The organism is Pedobacter lithocola (genome assembly GCF_042650845.1).
Classification (GTDB): Bacteria; Bacteroidota; Bacteroidia; order Sphingobacteriales; family Sphingobacteriaceae; genus Pedobacter; species Pedobacter lithocola.
Genome location: NZ_JBHSBW010000016.1, coordinates 153,367 through 171,822, shown reverse-complemented (window position 1 = coordinate 171,822; position 18,456 = coordinate 153,367). Strand labels below are relative to the sequence as shown.

Genomic DNA, 18,456 nt, shown 5'->3' with positions numbered 1-18,456 from the left:
TTCGATTTGGATTAATTTAAGCGGGATGTCATTTTTGGGTGAAAGGATGAAGGAGTAAGAATGTAGGAAGTAACAAAAACGAGAAACCAAAAACGAAAATCAAACTACTCCTCTGTCTGTATTCCTACAAAACGAAATAAGATAATTTAGTCGTCTGCGAAACATATATCATGGGTACAAAAATTTAAAAAGATATCACAAAATCAAATATTTTTTGAAGAGCAATAACCGTAGCATCTATTAATGTTCGTCCCGCTATCGTTCCAAGTCCTCATCCTCGTTCCTCGTCTTCCGGGCTTTCCACTCTATCGGGTCTAGTTAAATTTGCTTCTGCAAGTACTTAAGGTTGCAAGAAAATAATCTTGTCATTGCCAGGTAAGAAGCAATCTTCTTCTCAAAATTCATCTTTTATACTCCTCGGTCTGTGTCCCCACATACCGAAACAAAAATTACCTAACTAATAAAATGTGAGGAACAGACCACGATAGAGAATGAAAGACGAAAAACGATAAACAAAAAAATTAAAACATTTCAACCTTAAAACGGTTCGTCCAAATTCGTTTCGGGTTCAAAAAACACCCTCATTAGTTCCATTTAAACGTTTTAGTAAAATATTTTTAAATAAATTTTATTATTGTTTGCAATTAAGAAAAATAATCTGCTTCTTTACGGTGTAGATAATACACCAAGACAAATGAATTTTAACACTTCGATTATTACAACGATTATTATTACCACCTGGATAAACCAGCGGGGCTAATTTGTTGTAAATTGATTTGAAAACATAAAAACACAAAAAGCGTCCCGACACAAATCGGGGCGCTTTTTTTTTAAACACAAAAAAAAATGAAAGTATTAAAATTCGGTGGCACATCCGTAGGTTCGGCCGAGAACATTAAAACGCTGCTCAACATAGTGGCCAAAGAAAAATTACAGAGCAATCCGGTAGTTGTATTATCGGCTATGAGTGGCGTAACCAATTTGCTAACCGATATGGCCGAAAGCGCCGAACGGGGGGAAGATTACGATACTTCTCTAAAAGAAATTGAAGCAAAACATTTCGCAGTTATCCGCTCGCTTTTGCCTGCAGCGGCACAAAACCCGGTGTTTACGCGTTTAAAAATCTTCTTTAACGAACTGGAAGATTTATTGCAAGCCGTAACCAATCTTCGCGAGTTGAGTTTGCAAACCAAAGACCAAATTTTAAGTTATGGCGAACGCTGCTCATCTTTCATGATTGCACACATCGCATCGCAACAATTTGAGGAAGCAATTTATGTTAATGGTTCTGAACTCATTAAAACCGATAGCAATTTCGGACAGGCAAGGGTTGATACCGAACTGACTGAAATCTTAATCAATGATTTCTACCAGGCAAATAAAAGTAAAGTTTTATTCGTTACAGGTTTCATCGCAAGCAATTCAGCCGGCAGGGTAACAACTTTAGGCAGAGGTGGTTCTGATTATACTGCAGCAGTATGGGGCGCTGCTTTAAACGCTGAAGAAATTGAAATATGGACGGATGTTAACGGAATGATGACTGCCGACCCACGCATCGTGAAAAAGGCTTTCTCACTGCCAGAATTAAGTTACACAGAAGCGATGGAATTGAGTTATTTCGGTGCGAAAGTGATTTATCCGCCAACCATGATTCCGGCCTTTATGAAGAAAATCCCAATTGTAATTAAAAACACTTTTGAGCCTGATTTTGCCGGTACTTATATAAAAAGTGATGTAAAAGCATCGAGCTTACCAATAAAAGGCATTTCTTCTATCGACCACATCAGCATTATTAACTTAACCGGAAGTGGCATGGTTGGTAAAGCTGGTTTTAGCGGAAGGCTATTCTCCTTACTATCACGAGAGCAAATTAACGTAGTTTTAATTACCCAATCTTCATCAGAACATAGCATTACTTTTGCCGTTAAACCAACCGATGCCGGACAAGCAATTTCCTTAATTAAAAAGGAATTTGAACTGGAATTGGATGCAAATAAACTTGCTCTACCAGAGGTTGAAAATAACCTGGCGGTATTAGCAATTGTTGGTGAGAACATGAAACGCACTCCAGGGATGAGCGGAAGATTATTCAACGCTTTGGGCAGAAATGGTATCAACGTTAGGGCAATTGCACAGGGTTCATCTGAGTATAATATTTCAGTAATTATTAGCGCTGCAGATTTATCGAAAGCTGTTAATGCTGTTCATGATGCGTTCTTTACTGATTTGAAACGTACACTCAACATTTTCTGTTTAGGCACTGGTAATATCGGCAAAACTTTGTTTAATCAACTAAAAGAGCAAATGCCTTTCCTATCTGCCAACAACGATTTGCAAGTTAAAGTTGCGGGCATCAGCAATACAAGGAAAATGATTTTTAGTGCCGAAGGATTATCGCTTGAACATTGGGAAAGCAATTTAAATACCAATGGCGAACAGGCTGATTTAGCTGATTTTGTGGAACGAATGAAAGCGCTAAACCTACCAAACTGCGTTTTTGTAGATAATACCGCAGCAGAAACACCGATTGAATTTTATCAGGGCATTTTCGAAAGTAGTATTTCGGTGGTTACCTGTAATAAAAAAGGAAACTCTGCAGATTTTGCTCAATACAAATCGTTTAAAGATACTGCCCGTAAATTCGGTGTCGATTTTTACTACGAAACCAACGTTGGTGCAGGTTTGCCAATTATTCGTACGTTAAGAGAGTTGATGATGAGTGGTGATAAAGTGGCTCGTATCGAAGCCATTTTATCGGGTACAATTTCTTACATTTTCAACAACTTTAAGGGCGATGCCGGTTTTTACGAAACCGTTAAAGAAGCACAGGAACTGGGCTACACCGAACCAGACCCTCGCGATGATTTAAATGGAAAAGATTTTATGCGTAAAATGCTAATCCTGGCTCGCGATGCAGGTTATCCTTTAGAAGTTGCTGATGTTAAAATCGATAATATTCTACCTGAAGCTTGTTTAAACGCAACTTCTGTTGAGGATTTCTACTCAGAATTGCAAAAAAACGCAGCGTATTTTGAAGATTTGAAAACCAAAGCGGCCAATGATAAAAAAGTTCTGCGCTACATTGGTAAGCTGGAGAATGGTAATGTAGAAATCAGCTTGCAAATGGTTGATGACAGTCACCCTTTTTACATGCTTTCGGGAAGTGATAATATCATCTCGTTTACAACAGATAGGTATCATGCTCGTCCATTAGTAGTAAAAGGACCTGGTGCTGGTGCAGAGGTTACAGCCGCTGGGGTTTTTGCAGATATTATTAATGTGGGTTCTTTAAGCTAAAAGTAGAAAGACTAAGGCAATGACTCAATTGAATAACTAACAGGATGGCCCAAGGTTTCAGCCCTGGGAAAAAATGAAGAGATATACCATGCTAAATAACAATTTAAATTCAGTTGAAGCATTAGACAAAACCGACGGAAAGGCAAATGCCCCCTTTGAGGGTTTGGGGATGATTCGCGTTTTTGCCCCTGCTACCGTTGCAAACGTAGTTTGTGGTTTTGATGTACTTGGTTTTGCGGTAAACGAACCTGGCGACGAGGTTGAGATGCGCTTAACCGATGCTCCCGGTGTAATTATAAAAAGAATTACTGGCGACGACGGCAAACTACCTTTAGATGCAGCAAAAAATACAGTTAGCGCAAGTGTTCAACATTATTTGCAACACATTAATCGGTTAGATGTTGGTGTTGAAATTGAACTGCATAAAAAAATGCCAATCGGTAGCGGATTAGGCTCGAGTTCGGCCAGTACTGTTGCGGGCTTATTTGCCATTAATAAACTTATGGGCGATTTATTAACCGCAAAAGAATTGGTTCCCTTCGCTATGAAAGGTGAAGAATTGGCTTGCGGCTATGGACACGCAGATAATGTTGCACCTGCCATTATGGGAGGCTTTGTTTTGGTTAGAAGTTATGAACCACTTGATGTAATTTCTTTGCCAACTCCTGCTGGCATGTTTGCTGCAATTGTGTATCCGCAGGTTGATGTACCTACAAAAGATGCCCGACAAATGATTCGCAGTAAGGTTCTTTTAAAAGATGCTGTAACTCAATGGGGAAATGTTGCCGGCTTGGTAAGTGGTCTATTTATGAATGATTTCGACTTAATTGGCAGAAGTATGAAAGATGTTCTCGTAGAACCAACCCGCTCCATTTTAATTCCGGGTTTTGAAGAAATGAGGAACCTGGCGATGGAAAACGGTGCCATCGGTTTCGGAATTTCTGGCTCTGGTCCATCTGTTTTTGCCTTAACCAAAGATGAAGAAACAGCTAAAAAAATAACGAAAGCACAACAACAACATTTACATAAACTTAATATTAACAGCAAAGCTTTTGTTTCTTCGGTTAACGCCGAAGGACCGAGAGTAATGTAAGAAAGGCATGAGGTTTAAGGTAAAAGGCGTTAGGTCAAAGCGCCCAAATCCTAAACCTTAAACCTAAACCTAAAACCACTAATGAAACTATATTCAACCAACAATAAAGACTTACGCGTTTCTTTTAAAGAAGCTGTTTTCAATAGCATGCCGCAGGATAAAGGCTTGTACATGCCTGTAGAAATTCCACAGCTGGATGCTGATTTTATTGAAAACATAGCGCAATATTCCTTACCAGAAATCGCTTATAAAGTAGCATCCGCATTATTAAGAGATGAAATTCCGGCTGAAGATTTAAAAGCTTTAATTGAAGATGCCATAAACTTCGAAGCACCTGCTGTAAAGCTTGATGAGGATACCTACGTACTAGAACTCTTCCACGGACCATCATTAGCTTTTAAAGATTTTGGCGCTCGTTTCATGAGCCGTGTAATGGCTTATTTCTTAAAAGATGGCGAACAATTGTTAGATGTTTTAGTAGCCACTTCTGGCGATACAGGTGGTGCGGTTGCCCTAGGCTTTTTAGGTGTTCCGAATACAAGGGTTACCATTCTTTATCCAGAGGGAAAGGTTAGTCCGATACAGGAATTACAGTTAACCACCAACGGACAAAACATTAGAGCTATTGAGGTTAAAGGTACTTTTGATGATTGCCAGGCTTTGGTTAAACAAGCTTTTTCGGATGAAGAATTAAACGCAAAATTTAGGTTAACATCTGCAAATTCTATTAACATTTCGAGGTTAATACCGCAAACTTTCTATTATTTTAACACTTATGCCCAATTGAAAAAACAAGGCTTTAGTGATGTAATTTTTTCAGTTCCAAGTGGAAACTTTGGTAACATTGGTGCGGGTTTATTGGCTTATAAATTAGGCTTGCCAGTTAAACAATTTATCGCTGCAACAAACATCAATGATACCGTTCCACGTTTTCTTGAAAGTGGCGTTTATGAAACGAAACCATCAACGCAAACCTACTCCAATGCAATGGATGTGGGTGCTCCAAGCAACTGGATACGCATTATGGATTTGTTTAATCAGGATGTAGAAGCTTTGAAAAAAGTGGTAACATCTTACCGTTTTAATGATGAAGAAACACTTAACGGTATTTTAGAAATTGATGCTAAATTTGATTATGTTGCTTGTCCGCATACTGCAATTGCATATTTAGCAATAGAAAAATATAGAAAAGAAAACCCTGAAGATAAAAGCGCTGCAACATTTTTATCGACAGCACATGCTTGTAAGTTTCCAGATATTTTTCCTTCAGATATTGCTGCTAAAATTGAAATTCCTGAACAAGTAAAAGCTTTAGAAAGCAAATCACACTATGCTGATAAATTAGGTGTAGATTTTGACGGTTTTAAAAATTATTTGTTAACTAAGGTTAATTAACAATTTTAGCAACGGATTAGGTTCAGTTGAGGTTGTTTATGCTTAAAATCAATGAGACTAAAATAGATTCAGATTTAAAATTGAATATCATTCAAAACAAAAGCGGGATTCTTTTATCGATTAAAAAGAACGCTGCTTATACTTGTTTTAGTGAATAATAATTGTTGCAAGATAGAACTTGCTTCGACTATTTTTTATATTTCTCTGTTCGTGCATCTTTAATAATGCCTTTCCAGTTTAAGCCATAGCCAAAATCGTAGCTGTTACCCTCAGTATCTTTATGTGTAACTAAATCAAAAGGAACATCTTCTTTCTGCTCTTCTACAGTTTTCATGTTCGCCGGCATTTGCAATGGCAGCAAACCAGATGGTTCTGTTCTGCCCGAAATAACATCTAAAACTGCCTGAGTAGAAACACCAAAATTTAATACTATACCATTAACATTTTTCTCAAACTCATTAAAAACCATTGGTTTTGATGCCGTAACTGAAACAATTACCGGTTTGCCATTCATCATTTCTTTAGTATCTAAAATGGTTCTTAAATCCATTGTATTTGATACCGTAACTGTTTTGCCTTTATATCCTCTATCTTTTATCATTGGGTCGATGACCGGGTCGCCAGCTGCAATACTTTTCGATCTGGCTTGTTCAGCTGTATAAGTTCCATACTGCAAAGAAATTGGCACATAACCGTTGCTTCCTGCTGTTCTGTCATTGATATCGTAACCACCTTCTGCACTCTGCGGACTTGAAACAAAAACGATTGCAAAATCGGCCTTTTCTGGAGCATCCGTAACGTTATAATATTTTTTAACTAAATCGATATTCACCGGATAATCCAGTTTTGGAGCGGTATAAAAGCCCCACCAATCCTTTGTTGGTGCAGAATATATTTTGGGTATATAAACGGTTTGCTTTTCTTTCAGCGGAAGAACATTCGCTTTGTTTTTTAATAAGACTATTGATTTTAACTGTGCATCATAACCTGCTTTCATAAATTCGGCATTACCAACAACAGTTTTGGTTTCTTCTACATTTAAGTAAGGATTTTCGAAAAGACCAACGCGGAAAATATTTTTAAGTAAACGAACAGCCGAACGCTCAAAACGTTCACGCATAAACTTTTCGCCATATTCTTTTACACCCATTTGGTAAGCTTCCAAGACCGGTTTTTTATCATTGTTTCCACCAAACTGATCTACTCCTGCCATTAAAACTTTGTAATGTCTTTCGGCAATAGTTAAAGCCTCGGCTCCCCATGGCTTACCGGCAAAAATGTTTGGTGTTTTACCTTCATCTCCAGTAACAGACCAATCGGTACAAACCACACCATCGTAACCATATTTATCGCGAAGTAAATCCGTAATTATGTATTTGCTATAACCGTTGGCTACATTTTCTTTATATTTTTTATCTTGGTTAAACGTAATGGTATAATAAGGCATAACCGCCGAAGCTTTGCTAGTTTTGCCCTTCAATTTGAAAGCTCCATTCACAAACGGATCGATGTGCTGTTGTAAATTATTGCCGGGATAAACCGTGAATTTTCCAAAAGCCCAATGCCCATCTCTACCACCTTCTTCTGCACCACCACTTGGCCAATGTTTTACCATTGCATTTACGCTTTTATAACCCCAACCATCTTTAATTTCATCCTTCCCGTATGATGTTTGAAAACCATCGATGTAAGCTCTGGCCATATCCGTAGTTAACTGCGGGCTTTCGCCAAATGTCATAGCAATACGATACCAACGTGGCTCGCTACCTAAATCTATTTGAGGCGATAAAGCCGTTGAAATACCCAATGCTCTATATTCTTTTGCGGCAATTTGCCCAAATTGCTCAACAATTTTCGAGTCGAATGTTGCGGCCATTCCTAAACCATCTGGCCACATCGAAATTTTACCACCCGCACCTGCGTTAAATTCGCTGGTTGCCATGGCCGTATGGCGTGGGTCGGTACTGTTATTTGCCGGAATGCCTAAGCCAATACCTTCTACAAAAGCTTGCGCATTGTTATTCCAAATGGCTGCAATTTCTGGCGTTTGTACACTTGTTAATAAAACGTGTCGAAGGTTATCATCTTTAAAAAAGTCTTTTTGCTGATCGCTTAAATCAGATGCTTTTTCCTTACTTTCAGGAAAAACCTTTCCATTATATGTGCCCATATTGTAACCAAAAAGACCTGCAGGCAAAGCCTGATGTTTGCTGTAAAGCATTAAACCTGCAATTTGCTCAACTGTCATTTTCGAAGCTAAATCTTTAGCTCTTTCATCAGCCGTTAAGCGCCAATCCTCATATTTATCGAGCTTGCCGTTTTTATTCAAATCTTTAAATTTTAAACCGCCAACTGTTAAAATTTTTACGCCAGAGGCTGATGAATAGCCCAGCGTTGAACCGTTATTATTTTTTACCGTTGTGAATTGCTGTGCACTAAGGCTTAAACCGCCAAGGAGGCTAATGATTAATGTTGATGTAATTTTTTGCATTTGGTTAGAATTTAATATAGTCTCAGCCATAAATGGGAGATTTTTAATTGTCGAATCATAAATGTCCTTTAGCAGGATAATTGATTAGGAAAATCTGGCTAAATTTCATTGCTTCATAAAGAAGCAATGTATTAACTTTAGTTTAGAAAAACAAATCATTAATTTAGAAGTCTTTAAACTTTACCTTTTGTAAATGATCGTTCCTGACATACTAGATGCAAGTGCAGAATTTTGGAAAAAATCATTACCACATATTTCGATAGATTGTGTGGTTTTTGGTTTTCATGCCAACAGCTTAAATGTTTTAATGTTAAAACTTAAAAGCGCAGATAACTGGATGTTACCTGGTGGCTACGTAAACAAGAATGAAGCAATAAATGACGCTGCAAAAAGAGTTTTATTTGAACGTAGTGGAGCAGACAAAATTTTCTTAAATGTTTTTGGCGTTTTTGGTACGCTAAACCGTTCTGAGGAATTTTTTAAAAATTATCCTGATGATTTATGGCACAAGCAACGCTTTGTAACTGTGGGTTATTATGCGCTTGTAGATCACACACAGGTAACGCCTGTTACCGATTCGTATTCTGATAAATGTGAATGGATGCCGATTGATAATTTGCCAACCATGGTGATGGACCATCAAGAAATACTAAAGAAAGCGCTTGCAACCTTAAGAGAGCAATTAAGCTATAAACCAATTGGCTACAATCTGCTTCCAGAAACATTTACAATGCCCGAATTGCAAAGTTTGTACGAAACAATTTTAGGTCAGAAGTTAAACAGAGGCAATTTTTACCGTAAAATTATGCGTTATAATATTCTTGTAAAGCTTGATGAACCAAGAAAAGGTGGCGCACATAAAGCCCCAAACTTATATCGTTTTGATGAAGAAAATTACAAGAAAGCCTTGAATGAGTTTAATTGGTAGAACTTTCCCCCTCAACATTTATAATTTCTAAAGCGCTTTCATTACCTGTTCTATCAATTGCCGTAACGGCTATATTTTGCAATGGTTGCTGAATCATTTTAGCGGCATCAGCATAGCTAACTTTAGGCACCAATAAGAACCTACTTTTGTAATTTAAAATGGTGTAATTCCACTTACCGCCATAATTTGTGTAAACGATGTATTTGAAATCATCTCTTTTATTTGCTGGTTTCCAATCGATGTAAACATCTGTATTTCTATCTGCTATCGTTACATTAGGTCCTGATGGTTTATTATCATCCAACCAGGGCGATGCAGGAACCAAAGCTTCTGCTTTATAAGGACCCTTGAGTAAATCATTACGAAGCATTTCATTTTTGGTTAATGCAGCAATACTCCAATGTGCAACACCAGGAGATTTTGGTAAAATTCCGCGGCTTATCATAATTTGATTTATGATTTCATCACTGTTTTTCTCTCCACCACCAATGCCACTATTTAATCCTGGCCATAAATGTCGCTGTTTAGTATTTTCAGATTGCCACCAACCTAATAAAACAGGGAAACTTTGTGGAATGTTATTAACCTGCCAGTACAATTGAGGCATAAAATAATCAATCCAACCTTCATTTAACCATAATTTTGCATCGGCGTAAAGTTTATCGTATTGATCAAAACCTTTAATAGATTCGGGGAAGCCTGGTCTCCATATACCAAACGGACTGATACCAAATTTGACATACTTCTTTTCCTCTTTTATAATTTTGTAAACCCTTTGAATAAAAACATTTACCTGTTCCCGGCGCCAATCGCCACGAGCAAGTTGACCTCCATTTTTCTGGTATTCAGCATAGCTTTCCCCATCAGGAAAATCTTCACCACCGTTATATTCGGCGTACGGATAAAAATAGTCATCGAAATGAACTCCATCAATATCGTATCTTTTCACAATGTCTTTAACCACTTCAGCAGATAAATCTTGAGTTCCCTTTTTTGATGGATCTAGCCACCAATAGCCTTGTTTTAATTTATAAACCAGTTCTGGATGTTTCTTAACGACTGAAGATTCAGAAGGTTGACCGCCAGAAATATGATGCGCCCGATATGGGTTTAACCAGACATGTAATTCTAAGCCTCGTTCATGTGCAGCTTCAATCCAAAATTCTAATGGATCGTAATATGGTTTTGGCGCCTGACCTTGAACCCCGGTTAAAAAATACGACCAAGGTTCTAAACTACTTTTATACAATGCATCGGCCTGTGGACGAACCTGGAAAATAACTGCATTAAAATTATTTTTCTTTAGCATATCCAATAAAGCAACTGCTTCATCTTGTTGCTGTTGAGTTGATAAACCCGGCTTGCTTGGCCAATTAATATTTGCAACCGATGCAATCCATGCCGCACGAAATTCTCGTTGTGGTTTTGGTATTTCAGTTAGATTTATTTGCTGAGCATCAACTTTAAACGTAATCCAAAAAAGTATAAATAAAGCAGTTAATTTATTTCTCATAATATTGAATAAACTATAAACATAAGGCATTTTAAATTGCAACCAAGCTAATATTTTAAAATTTTTACACTCTTGTAAATAAAAAAGCCGAGGTAGTAAACCCCGGCTAAACCAAACATTAAAACTAAAAACCTACTTTGTATTTTTTGATTTTAAAGAGTCAACCTCAGCTCGTAATTGCTCAATTTGTTGTTGCTGCTCTTTAATACTACCAACCAATAGCGGTATTAAACTTTCGTAATCTATAGTAGAAACTGTTGCTGTTTTAAAAGCATTTTTTCCTGAAGGATAATCTTTAGCTTGCTTTCTCACTAGAGATGGTAGAATTTTTTGAACATCGGTAGCTACAAATCCCATTTGAGATTTATTGGATAATTTTAATTTTTCTGCCCATTTAGCATCATAATTAAAGCTAACTGGCTGTAATTGAGAAATAACAGAAATAGAATTATTTAATGGTTGAATATTAGTTTGCCCAATTTCTTGCGCACTAATTTTTAAAGATGCTGATATTAAAAATACCGCAAAAGATAATGAAATTGCTCGTTTCATAAGTAAGTATAAATTATTTAAATGTGAATAGAAATACCTTTCAGGACGATTTGCCGAAAGGGTAATATTGTAGTATAGCATCTAAGAAATGCCAGATGGTGGAGGCGTTAAAACCTCTGGAAAATAGGATAAGAGTGCATTATTTGTTGGATAAGACTCTTTAACCTTTACTAATACAGGTATTTTAACATGCTGAACAAGAAATAAATTGTTATCAAAATATTCTGATTCAATTTTCTTTTCTTCTTTCTCTGTACCATCCTGATTGGCGATACTATATTCCGTATTTTTAAAAGAATCGAGAAAAACAGATGATGCGCCAGTTGTTTTAAGCAGCAGCATTACTGCAAAAAAACAAATTAAAACATATTTTGAGGCATCTGATTTCATTACGACAAATATAACATCAACAATTTGTTAGCAAAAGTATATTCGTTAAAGTTGTGTCAGAATTTTTCTAATTACAAAAGCTAAAATATAGCTTTTGCAATTTGTTTGGTTTGTTCTGGTCGGCCCATAGTGTAAAAATGCAGCACCGGCACGCCAAAATCCATAAGTTCTTTGCATTGCTTTATCATGGCTTCGGTACCGATTTCTTTAGCTTCGCTATTGTTTTTTGCATGAGATAGCGCATCAGTTAATTCTTCGGGCAAATCGATATGAAAGATTTTTGGCAATACATTTAATTGAGACAGTGTACTTATCGGTTTCAAACCAGGTATAATAGGCACATTGATATCATTCTCTCTACATTTTTTTACGAAATCGAAATATTTCTGGTTATCAAAAAACATCTGTGTTACAATAAATTCAGCACCCATTTCTACCTTTTTCTTCAAAAATTTAAAATCTGAATTTAGGTTTGGCGCTTCAAAATGCTTTTCAGGATAACCTGCTACACCGATACAGAAATCGCTATTAAATGTTTCGATGTCTTCATGCAGAAATTTACCATCGTTGTGGTTTTTAATGTGCTGGATTAGATCAGTTGCATAACAATGTCCACCTTTGCTTGGCACGAAAGAATTGTCGGCAGCACGGGCATCGCCGCGTAAAGCCAAAACATTATCAATCCCTAAAAACTGCAAATCAATTAAAGCATTTTCGGTTTCTTCTTTGGTAAAACCTCCACAAATTAAATGCGGTACAGCGTCGATTTTATATTTATGGATAATTGCGGCACAAATGGCAATTGTTCCAGGGCGTTTTCGATAAGAAACTTTTTGCAATAAGCCATTTTCCTGCTCTTTGTAAATGTAATCTTCTCTTAATGAAGTAACATCAATAAATGGTGGTTCAAATTCCAAAAGCGGGTCAATAGCATCATAAATCCATTGAATGCTCTGGCCTTTTATTGGTGGTAAAAGTTCAAAAGAGAATAAGGTTTTACCTTTTGCGTTTTTTATATGGTCGGTGATTTTCATTTGGTTGGTTTGTTGTTTAGATATTTTGTTTTTTGGTAAGAAACCAATTAGTTCCCACGATTTAAATAAACTTATATCTATTCTTTTAAAAGGAATCTGATATATCCATTAATTAGTTTTCCTAAAGTTTCAATTTCATTAATGCATTCAGTCAGTTGCAATTCAGATATAAATCCAATATCAAACGAAACATAAATCTGAGTTTCAAGCTCATATAGAGATTCTCTAGAAATCGCTAAAAACTGAATTGTTTCTTTCGCATGTCTTCTACCGGAACCCTCTGCAATATTAGAAGGAATAGATACAGCGCATCTACGTATTTGAGATGTTAAGCCATATGCTTCTTCCTTTGGGAAAGCAACTGTTAACTTGTAAATTAAAGCAGTGAATGCTCTTGCCCTTTTCCAAACTTCTAGTTCTGTATACTTTTGATAAGCCATGCTAATTACTAAAACACCAACAAACTAATACGCCAAATTAGGCGAAAGCCACCTTTCCGCTTCTTCTATTGTCATTCCTTTTCTGGATGCATAATCATCAATCTGGTCCTTTGTAATTTTTCCTAAACCAAAATATCTTGATTCAGGATGGGCAAAGTAAAAACCACTTACCGCAGCTGTTGGATACATGGCATAACTTTCGGTTAAACGCAATCCAATTTGATTTTCGGCATCAAGCAAATTAAACAAAGTGCCTTTTTCAGTATGTTCCGGACAAGCAGGATAACCTGGTGCCGGACGAATACCAGCATATTCTTCCTTAATTAATTCCTGATTGCTTAAATTTTCGTTTTTGGCATATCCCCAAAATTCTTTCCGTACACGTTCGTGCATGCGTTCTGCAAATGCTTCTGCTAACCTATCGGCTAAAGCTTTAGCCATAATGCTATTGTAATCATCATGATTGGCTTCAAACTCATTTACCAAATCATCAATACCAATACCTGTTGTAACTGCAAAGCCACCAAAATAATCCTGTATGCCGCTTTCTTTAGGTGCAATAAAATCAGATAAAGCATAATAAGGCTGTCCATCTACTTTTTCTGCCTGTTGGCGAAGGGTGTGAATGGTGATGTAAGATGGATGATGTGAAACGGATGATGGGTTTGCTGTTCCATTTTCCATCTTCCCTTTTCCATCAATAACATCTGAAACATCTAACACAATATCATCTCCAACAGCATTTGCTGGCCAGAAACCAATTACACCACGAGCAGTTAATAACTTTTCATCTAAAATGCGCTTTAACAATGTCTGCGCATCAGCAAAAAGTTTTTTTGCTTCATCACCAACATTTTTATCATCAAATATTTTAGGATAACTACCGCGAAGTTCCCAAGTATGGAAAAAAGGTGTCCAATCGATATATGGAACCAATTCTTCCAATGGATAGTTATCAAAAACACGGGTTCCTGTAAATAGTGGAGCAGGTAGGTTTTGTTGAAAATCTATTTTAAATTTATTCGCTCTTGCTTCTTCTATGGTTTTAAAACGTTTATCAGATCGTTTGTTTAAATGTGCTTCACGGGCTTTATCATACTCAGCTCTAATGCCTGCAACATAATCATCTTTAGTTTCAGGATTCATCAAGGTGCTGCAAACGGTTACACTTCGCGAAGCATCCAGAACATGAATTGCTGGTCCTGAATAATTTGGGGCAACTTTAACTGCTGCATGAATTCTGGATGTTGTTGCGCCGCCAATAATTAGTGGTATGGTAAAGCCTTCGCGTTCCATTTCTTTGGCAAAATGAACCATCTCATCCAACGAAGGGGTGATTAACCCACTTAAACCAATAATATCAGCATTAATTTCTTTGGCTTTTTTGATGATTTCCTGAGCAGGAACCATCACGCCCATATCAACTATTTCGAAGTTATTACATGCTAAAACCACACCCACAATATTTTTTCCGATATCGTGTACATCGCCTTTAACAGTTGCCATTAAAACCCGCCCTGCCGATGAACTTTGATTTTGGTCTGGATTATCTAATTTCTCCTGTTCGATGAAAGGCAACAAGTAGGCAACGGCCTTCTTCATAACCCTTGCCGATTTTACAACCTGTGGAAGAAACATCTTTCCGGCGCCAAATAAATCGCCTACAATGTTCATCCCATCCATCAACGGACCTTCGATAACCTGAATCGGACGAGCATATTTCTGTCGGGCTTCTTCAACATCATCATCCAAATACTCTACAATTCCTTTTACTAATGAGTGAGATAATCTTTCCTCTACAGAACCTTTTCTCCATTCCTCATCTCTAACAATTTCTTTACCCTTACTTTTTATCGTATCGGCATATTCTACCAAACGTTCGGTTGCATCATCTCTTCGGTTAAGCAAAACATCTTCTACCCTTTCTAAAAGTTCGGGTGGGATTTCCTGATAAACTTCCAACATACCAGCGTTTACAATGCCCATATCTAAACCAGCCTGAATCGCATGGTATAAAAATGCTGAGTGCATGGCTTCACGAACGGTATTATTTCCTCTAAAAGAGAATGATATGTTTGAAACACCGCCACTCACTTTCGCATAAGGAAGGTTTTCTTTTATCCACCTTGTGGCATTTATAAAATCTACAGCGTAATTATTATGCTCTTCTAAACCAGTTGCAACGGTTAATATGTTTGGGTCGAAAATTATATCCTCTGCCGGGAAGCCAATTTCGTTTACTAAAATATCGTAGCTTCTTTTACAAATTTCTTTTCTGCGTTCGTAATTATCGGCTTGCCCCTGCTCATCAAAAGCCATTACTACAACCGCAGCACCATATTGCATAATTTTACGAGCGCTCTCTCTAAATTTATCTTCACCTTCTTTGAGTGATATGGAGTTTACAATTCCTTTCCCCTGCAAGCATTTCAAACCATTTTCTATCACCGACCATTTAGATGAATCGACCATGATTGGCAGTTTTGCAATATCAGGTTCGGAAGCAATAAGGTTCAGAAATTTTGTCATTGCAGCTTCAGAATCCAACATTCCTTCATCCATGTTTACATCGATAACCTGTGCGCCACCTTCAACTTGTTGTAGCGCAACCGCAAGTGCCGCTTCATAATCTCCACCCAAAATAAGTTTAGAAAATTTTGGAGAACCAGTAATATTGGTTCGCTCACCGATGTTTACAAAAATACTTTCGGGGGTAATGGTAACAGGTTCTAACCCGCTCAAGCGCATAAATGGCTCAATTTTTGGGATTTTTCTTGGCGATGTTTTTCTAGCATTTTTGGCGATACAGCTGATGTGTTCTGGCGTGGTACCACAGCAACCACCTACAATATTCACAAAACCTGATTCAAGAAAATCATCTACCAGGTGTGCTGTTTCATGCGGTTGTTCATCATAAGCACCAAACTCGTTTGGCAAACCCGCATTTGGGTATGCCGATACATAACAGCCAGCTTTTGCAGCCAATTCTTCGATATGCGGACGCATTTCTTTAGCACCCAAAGCACAGTTAAAACCAATGCTTAATGGCTTTGCATGCATAACAGAATTTAAGAAAGCTTCAGCAGTTTGACCGGATAGTGTTCTTCCAGAAGCATCGGTTATGGTGCCAGAAATCATAATTTCTAACTTCCGACCAATCACTTCTTCGTATTTTTTTATGGCAACAATGGCAACTTTAGCGTTTAGCGTATCAAAAATTGTTTCAATTAAAAGTACATCCGAGCCACCATCTACCAAGCCACGAACCTGTTCGTAATAAGCAGCTTCCAATTCATCAAAATAAACCGCTCGGTAACCAGGGTCATTTACCTTTGGCGACATAGATAGCGTACGATTTGTAGGACCAATTGCGCCTGCCACAAAGCATTTCCTATCAGGATTTGCTGCCATAAATTCGGTTACAGCTTCTTTGGCTACACGGGCACCTTCAAAACTCATCTCATAAGAAAGATCTTCCATCTGATAATCAGCCATAGAAATTCTTTGCGTACTGAAGGTATTGGTTTCGATAATATCGGCACCTGCCTGCAAATACTCCAAGTGTATTGCTTTTATAATATCAGGGCGTGTAATATTTAGCAAATCGTTATTGCCTTTCACATCGCAGGGATGATTTTTAAATCTTTCGCCTCTAAAATCTTCTTCGGTTAAAGTATAACGCTGAATCATGGTACCCATCGCACCATCTATCACTAAAACACGTTTTTCTAATTCTTCTCTAATGCTCATTCTGTTTTTAGATGTGAGATTGGAGATGTGAGATATGAGATATGAGAATTTATAAAACATTTATTATGTCTTTAATCTCAAATCTGATTTCTCAAATCTCTAAAATGGCTTATTTAAAAGTTGGAAATGATTGTAATCCTAAACTTATCTTTTCCCGATTAATCGGGATAGAATTTAGCACCTTGTTGGCACAGGTTGCTAAGACATCGTTGGGTCTAATCCCTCCGTCTTTCTTTATAAGCGATACAAAAATGCAACAAAGCATTATCAATTCCAAAATTTATCGCTTTGGTACCAAATAAAATTACAAAGGCCACGCAAAACTGCATGGCCTTAAGAATATTGTTCTGTTAATGATTACTTTCTGCTTCCAAAAATACGCAGTAAGAATAAGAAAATGTTTAAGAAATCTAAGTATAAAGATAACGCCGCAACAATAGCCATTTTTTTAGATTCGACTGCTAAAACTTGCTCGCCACTTGCTTCAATACCTTCACCAATACGTTTAATTTTCTGTACATCATAAGCGGTTAATGCAGTGAAAATTGCAATACCGATATATGCCATAAATAAACTAAAACCTTCACTTTGAATGAACATGTTTATTACAGTTGCGATAACTAAACCGATAACGCCAACCATTAAAATTGGTCCGAATTTACTTAAATCGATATTTGTTGTGTAACCCATAAAGGCCATTATACCAAATATGCCTGCCGCACCAGCAAAACAACTTACAACTGAGCCAGATGTATAGGCTAAAAGTATAAAGCTTAGGCTAATTCCTGTTAATACAGAATAAAGCACAAATACACCAATTAAAGCTGGTAATGATAATCTGCTTAAGCCAAAACCCATTAACAAAACTAAACCAAGTGGTGCAAACATGGCTATGTAGCCAAAAATTGACATACCAACCTTTCCGGTATTTGGGTTAATCGTCATTAAGTATTGCATTAATTGCTCATTTGTTCCGAATAAATATGCTGCAATAGTTGATAAGCTTAATGCTACAAACATCCATAAGAAAACGTTTGCAAAGAATTTTTTTGATATAGAGCCTTCTTGTACAAAAACGCTGTTATCCTGATATTGATAATTTTGTTGTTCCATTTTATTTTTGTGTTTTTTTATATTATTTGATAAATGATGAAAAGCCTTCAAAACTTAAATCTTCATCTAGTTTTTCCCAGTGTATGCCAAAAGGAGATAATTGATAATCTTGTCTTTCCTCATCACTTGCATTTAAAAGTTTTGGAAACCAACTTAATGGATGACTTTTGTTTTCTCCTGTTAAAGTTTTAATGTAGATATGATTATTATGAAACCAAACTTTAATCATATTTTCCATGATACTCAAACCATTTTGCAATAATAATTTCTTTATTTTCTTCTATCAAAGATTGTGCAAGGTTTATATCTTTATTTTTCAGCCCTTATTACTGACAAGTTTAACATTTTCTACTTCAAATTTAGCTTCTCCATCTGAATTTCTGACATGCACGTGAATCGGCAAATGTTCATTGGAATAGAAGAAAAAACGTAGTCCAAAAATTATGAATAACGTAGGCAT

Annotated in this window: 14 protein-coding genes and 1 riboswitch; of the genes, 4 read left to right on the top strand and 10 right to left on the bottom strand. The window is 36.9% G+C overall.

What is annotated here, in order from left to right:
- Window positions 1-846 precede the first annotated feature (846 nt).
- The 3 genes from thrA (at window position 847) to thrC (ending at window position 5,785) form a co-directional block, all read left to right on the top strand.
- Window positions 847-3,297, top strand: a complete 2,451-nt coding sequence (thrA, locus tag ACFOWA_RS18770) for a bifunctional aspartate kinase/homoserine dehydrogenase I (RefSeq protein WP_378988266.1) — start codon at window positions 847-849, stop codon at window positions 3,295-3,297.
- A gap of 169 nt (window positions 3,298-3,466) precedes the next feature.
- The gene (locus ACFOWA_RS18765; RefSeq protein WP_378988923.1) at window positions 3,467-4,390 is read left to right on the top strand and encodes a homoserine kinase; all 924 of its coding nucleotides are present in this window, start codon (window positions 3,467-3,469) and stop codon (window positions 4,388-4,390) included.
- Window positions 4,391-4,471: 81 nt separating this feature from the next.
- A complete protein-coding gene (gene thrC, locus ACFOWA_RS18760) occupies window positions 4,472-5,785 on the top strand; it encodes a threonine synthase (RefSeq protein ID WP_378988263.1) in 1,314 nt (437 codons plus the stop codon).
- A 187-nt stretch (window positions 5,786-5,972) separates the two neighbouring features.
- Here the strand turns inward: thrC and ACFOWA_RS18755 are convergent, their stop codons facing one another.
- Entirely contained in the window at window positions 5,973-8,306 is a 2,334-nt protein-coding gene (locus ACFOWA_RS18755; protein ID WP_378988260.1) for a glycoside hydrolase family 3 protein, read from the bottom strand.
- Between the two features lie 163 nt (window positions 8,307-8,469).
- Between ACFOWA_RS18755 and ACFOWA_RS18750 the strand changes: the two genes are divergently transcribed.
- Entirely contained in the window at window positions 8,470-9,204 is a 735-nt protein-coding gene (locus tag ACFOWA_RS18750; protein ID WP_378988257.1) for an NUDIX hydrolase, read from the top strand.
- On the opposite strand, the gene ACFOWA_RS18745 is transcribed toward ACFOWA_RS18750, so the two are convergent.
- From ACFOWA_RS18745 to ACFOWA_RS18705, 9 genes are all read right to left on the bottom strand, one after another.
- Window positions 9,194-10,717 carry a glycoside hydrolase family 10 protein gene (locus ACFOWA_RS18745; protein ID WP_378988254.1) on the bottom strand — a complete coding sequence of 508 codons (1,524 nt, stop codon included), beginning with the start codon at window positions 10,715-10,717 and terminating at the stop codon, window positions 9,194-9,196. The genes ACFOWA_RS18750 and ACFOWA_RS18745 overlap by 11 nt on opposite strands.
- A 132-nt stretch (window positions 10,718-10,849) precedes the next feature.
- Window positions 10,850-11,269, bottom strand: coding sequence for a tail fiber domain-containing protein (locus ACFOWA_RS18740; RefSeq protein WP_378988251.1), 420 nt, complete (start codon window positions 11,267-11,269; stop codon window positions 10,850-10,852).
- Window positions 11,270-11,350: 81 nt separating this feature from the next.
- Window positions 11,351-11,659 carry a hypothetical protein gene (locus tag ACFOWA_RS18735; RefSeq protein WP_378988248.1) on the bottom strand — a complete coding sequence of 103 codons (309 nt, stop codon included), beginning with the start codon at window positions 11,657-11,659 and terminating at the stop codon, window positions 11,351-11,353.
- 80 nt (window positions 11,660-11,739) lie between these two features.
- The gene (metF, locus tag ACFOWA_RS18730; protein ID WP_378988245.1) at window positions 11,740-12,693 is read right to left on the bottom strand and encodes a methylenetetrahydrofolate reductase [NAD(P)H]; all 954 of its coding nucleotides are present in this window, start codon (window positions 12,691-12,693) and stop codon (window positions 11,740-11,742) included.
- A 77-nt stretch (window positions 12,694-12,770) separates the two neighbouring features.
- Entirely contained in the window at window positions 12,771-13,133 is a 363-nt protein-coding gene (locus tag ACFOWA_RS18725) for a four helix bundle protein (protein WP_378988242.1), read from the bottom strand.
- A 24-nt stretch (window positions 13,134-13,157) separates the two neighbouring features.
- The gene (metH, locus tag ACFOWA_RS18720) at window positions 13,158-16,883 is read right to left on the bottom strand and encodes a methionine synthase (protein ID WP_378988238.1); all 3,726 of its coding nucleotides are present in this window, start codon (window positions 16,881-16,883) and stop codon (window positions 13,158-13,160) included.
- 141 nt (window positions 16,884-17,024) lie between these two features.
- A riboswitch (SAM riboswitch) is annotated at window positions 17,025-17,126 on the bottom strand.
- A 114-nt stretch (window positions 17,127-17,240) separates the two neighbouring features.
- Window positions 17,241-17,996, bottom strand: a complete 756-nt coding sequence (locus ACFOWA_RS18715) for a Bax inhibitor-1/YccA family protein (RefSeq protein WP_378988235.1) — start codon at window positions 17,994-17,996, stop codon at window positions 17,241-17,243.
- A gap of 22 nt (window positions 17,997-18,018) precedes the next feature.
- Complete coding sequence (locus ACFOWA_RS18710; RefSeq protein WP_378988232.1) at window positions 18,019-18,234, bottom strand: DUF2442 domain-containing protein; 216 nt, start codon at window positions 18,232-18,234, stop codon at window positions 18,019-18,021.
- A 78-nt stretch (window positions 18,235-18,312) separates the two neighbouring features.
- Window positions 18,313-18,456, bottom strand: a complete 144-nt coding sequence (locus ACFOWA_RS18705) for a DUF4160 domain-containing protein (RefSeq protein WP_378988229.1) — start codon at window positions 18,454-18,456, stop codon at window positions 18,313-18,315.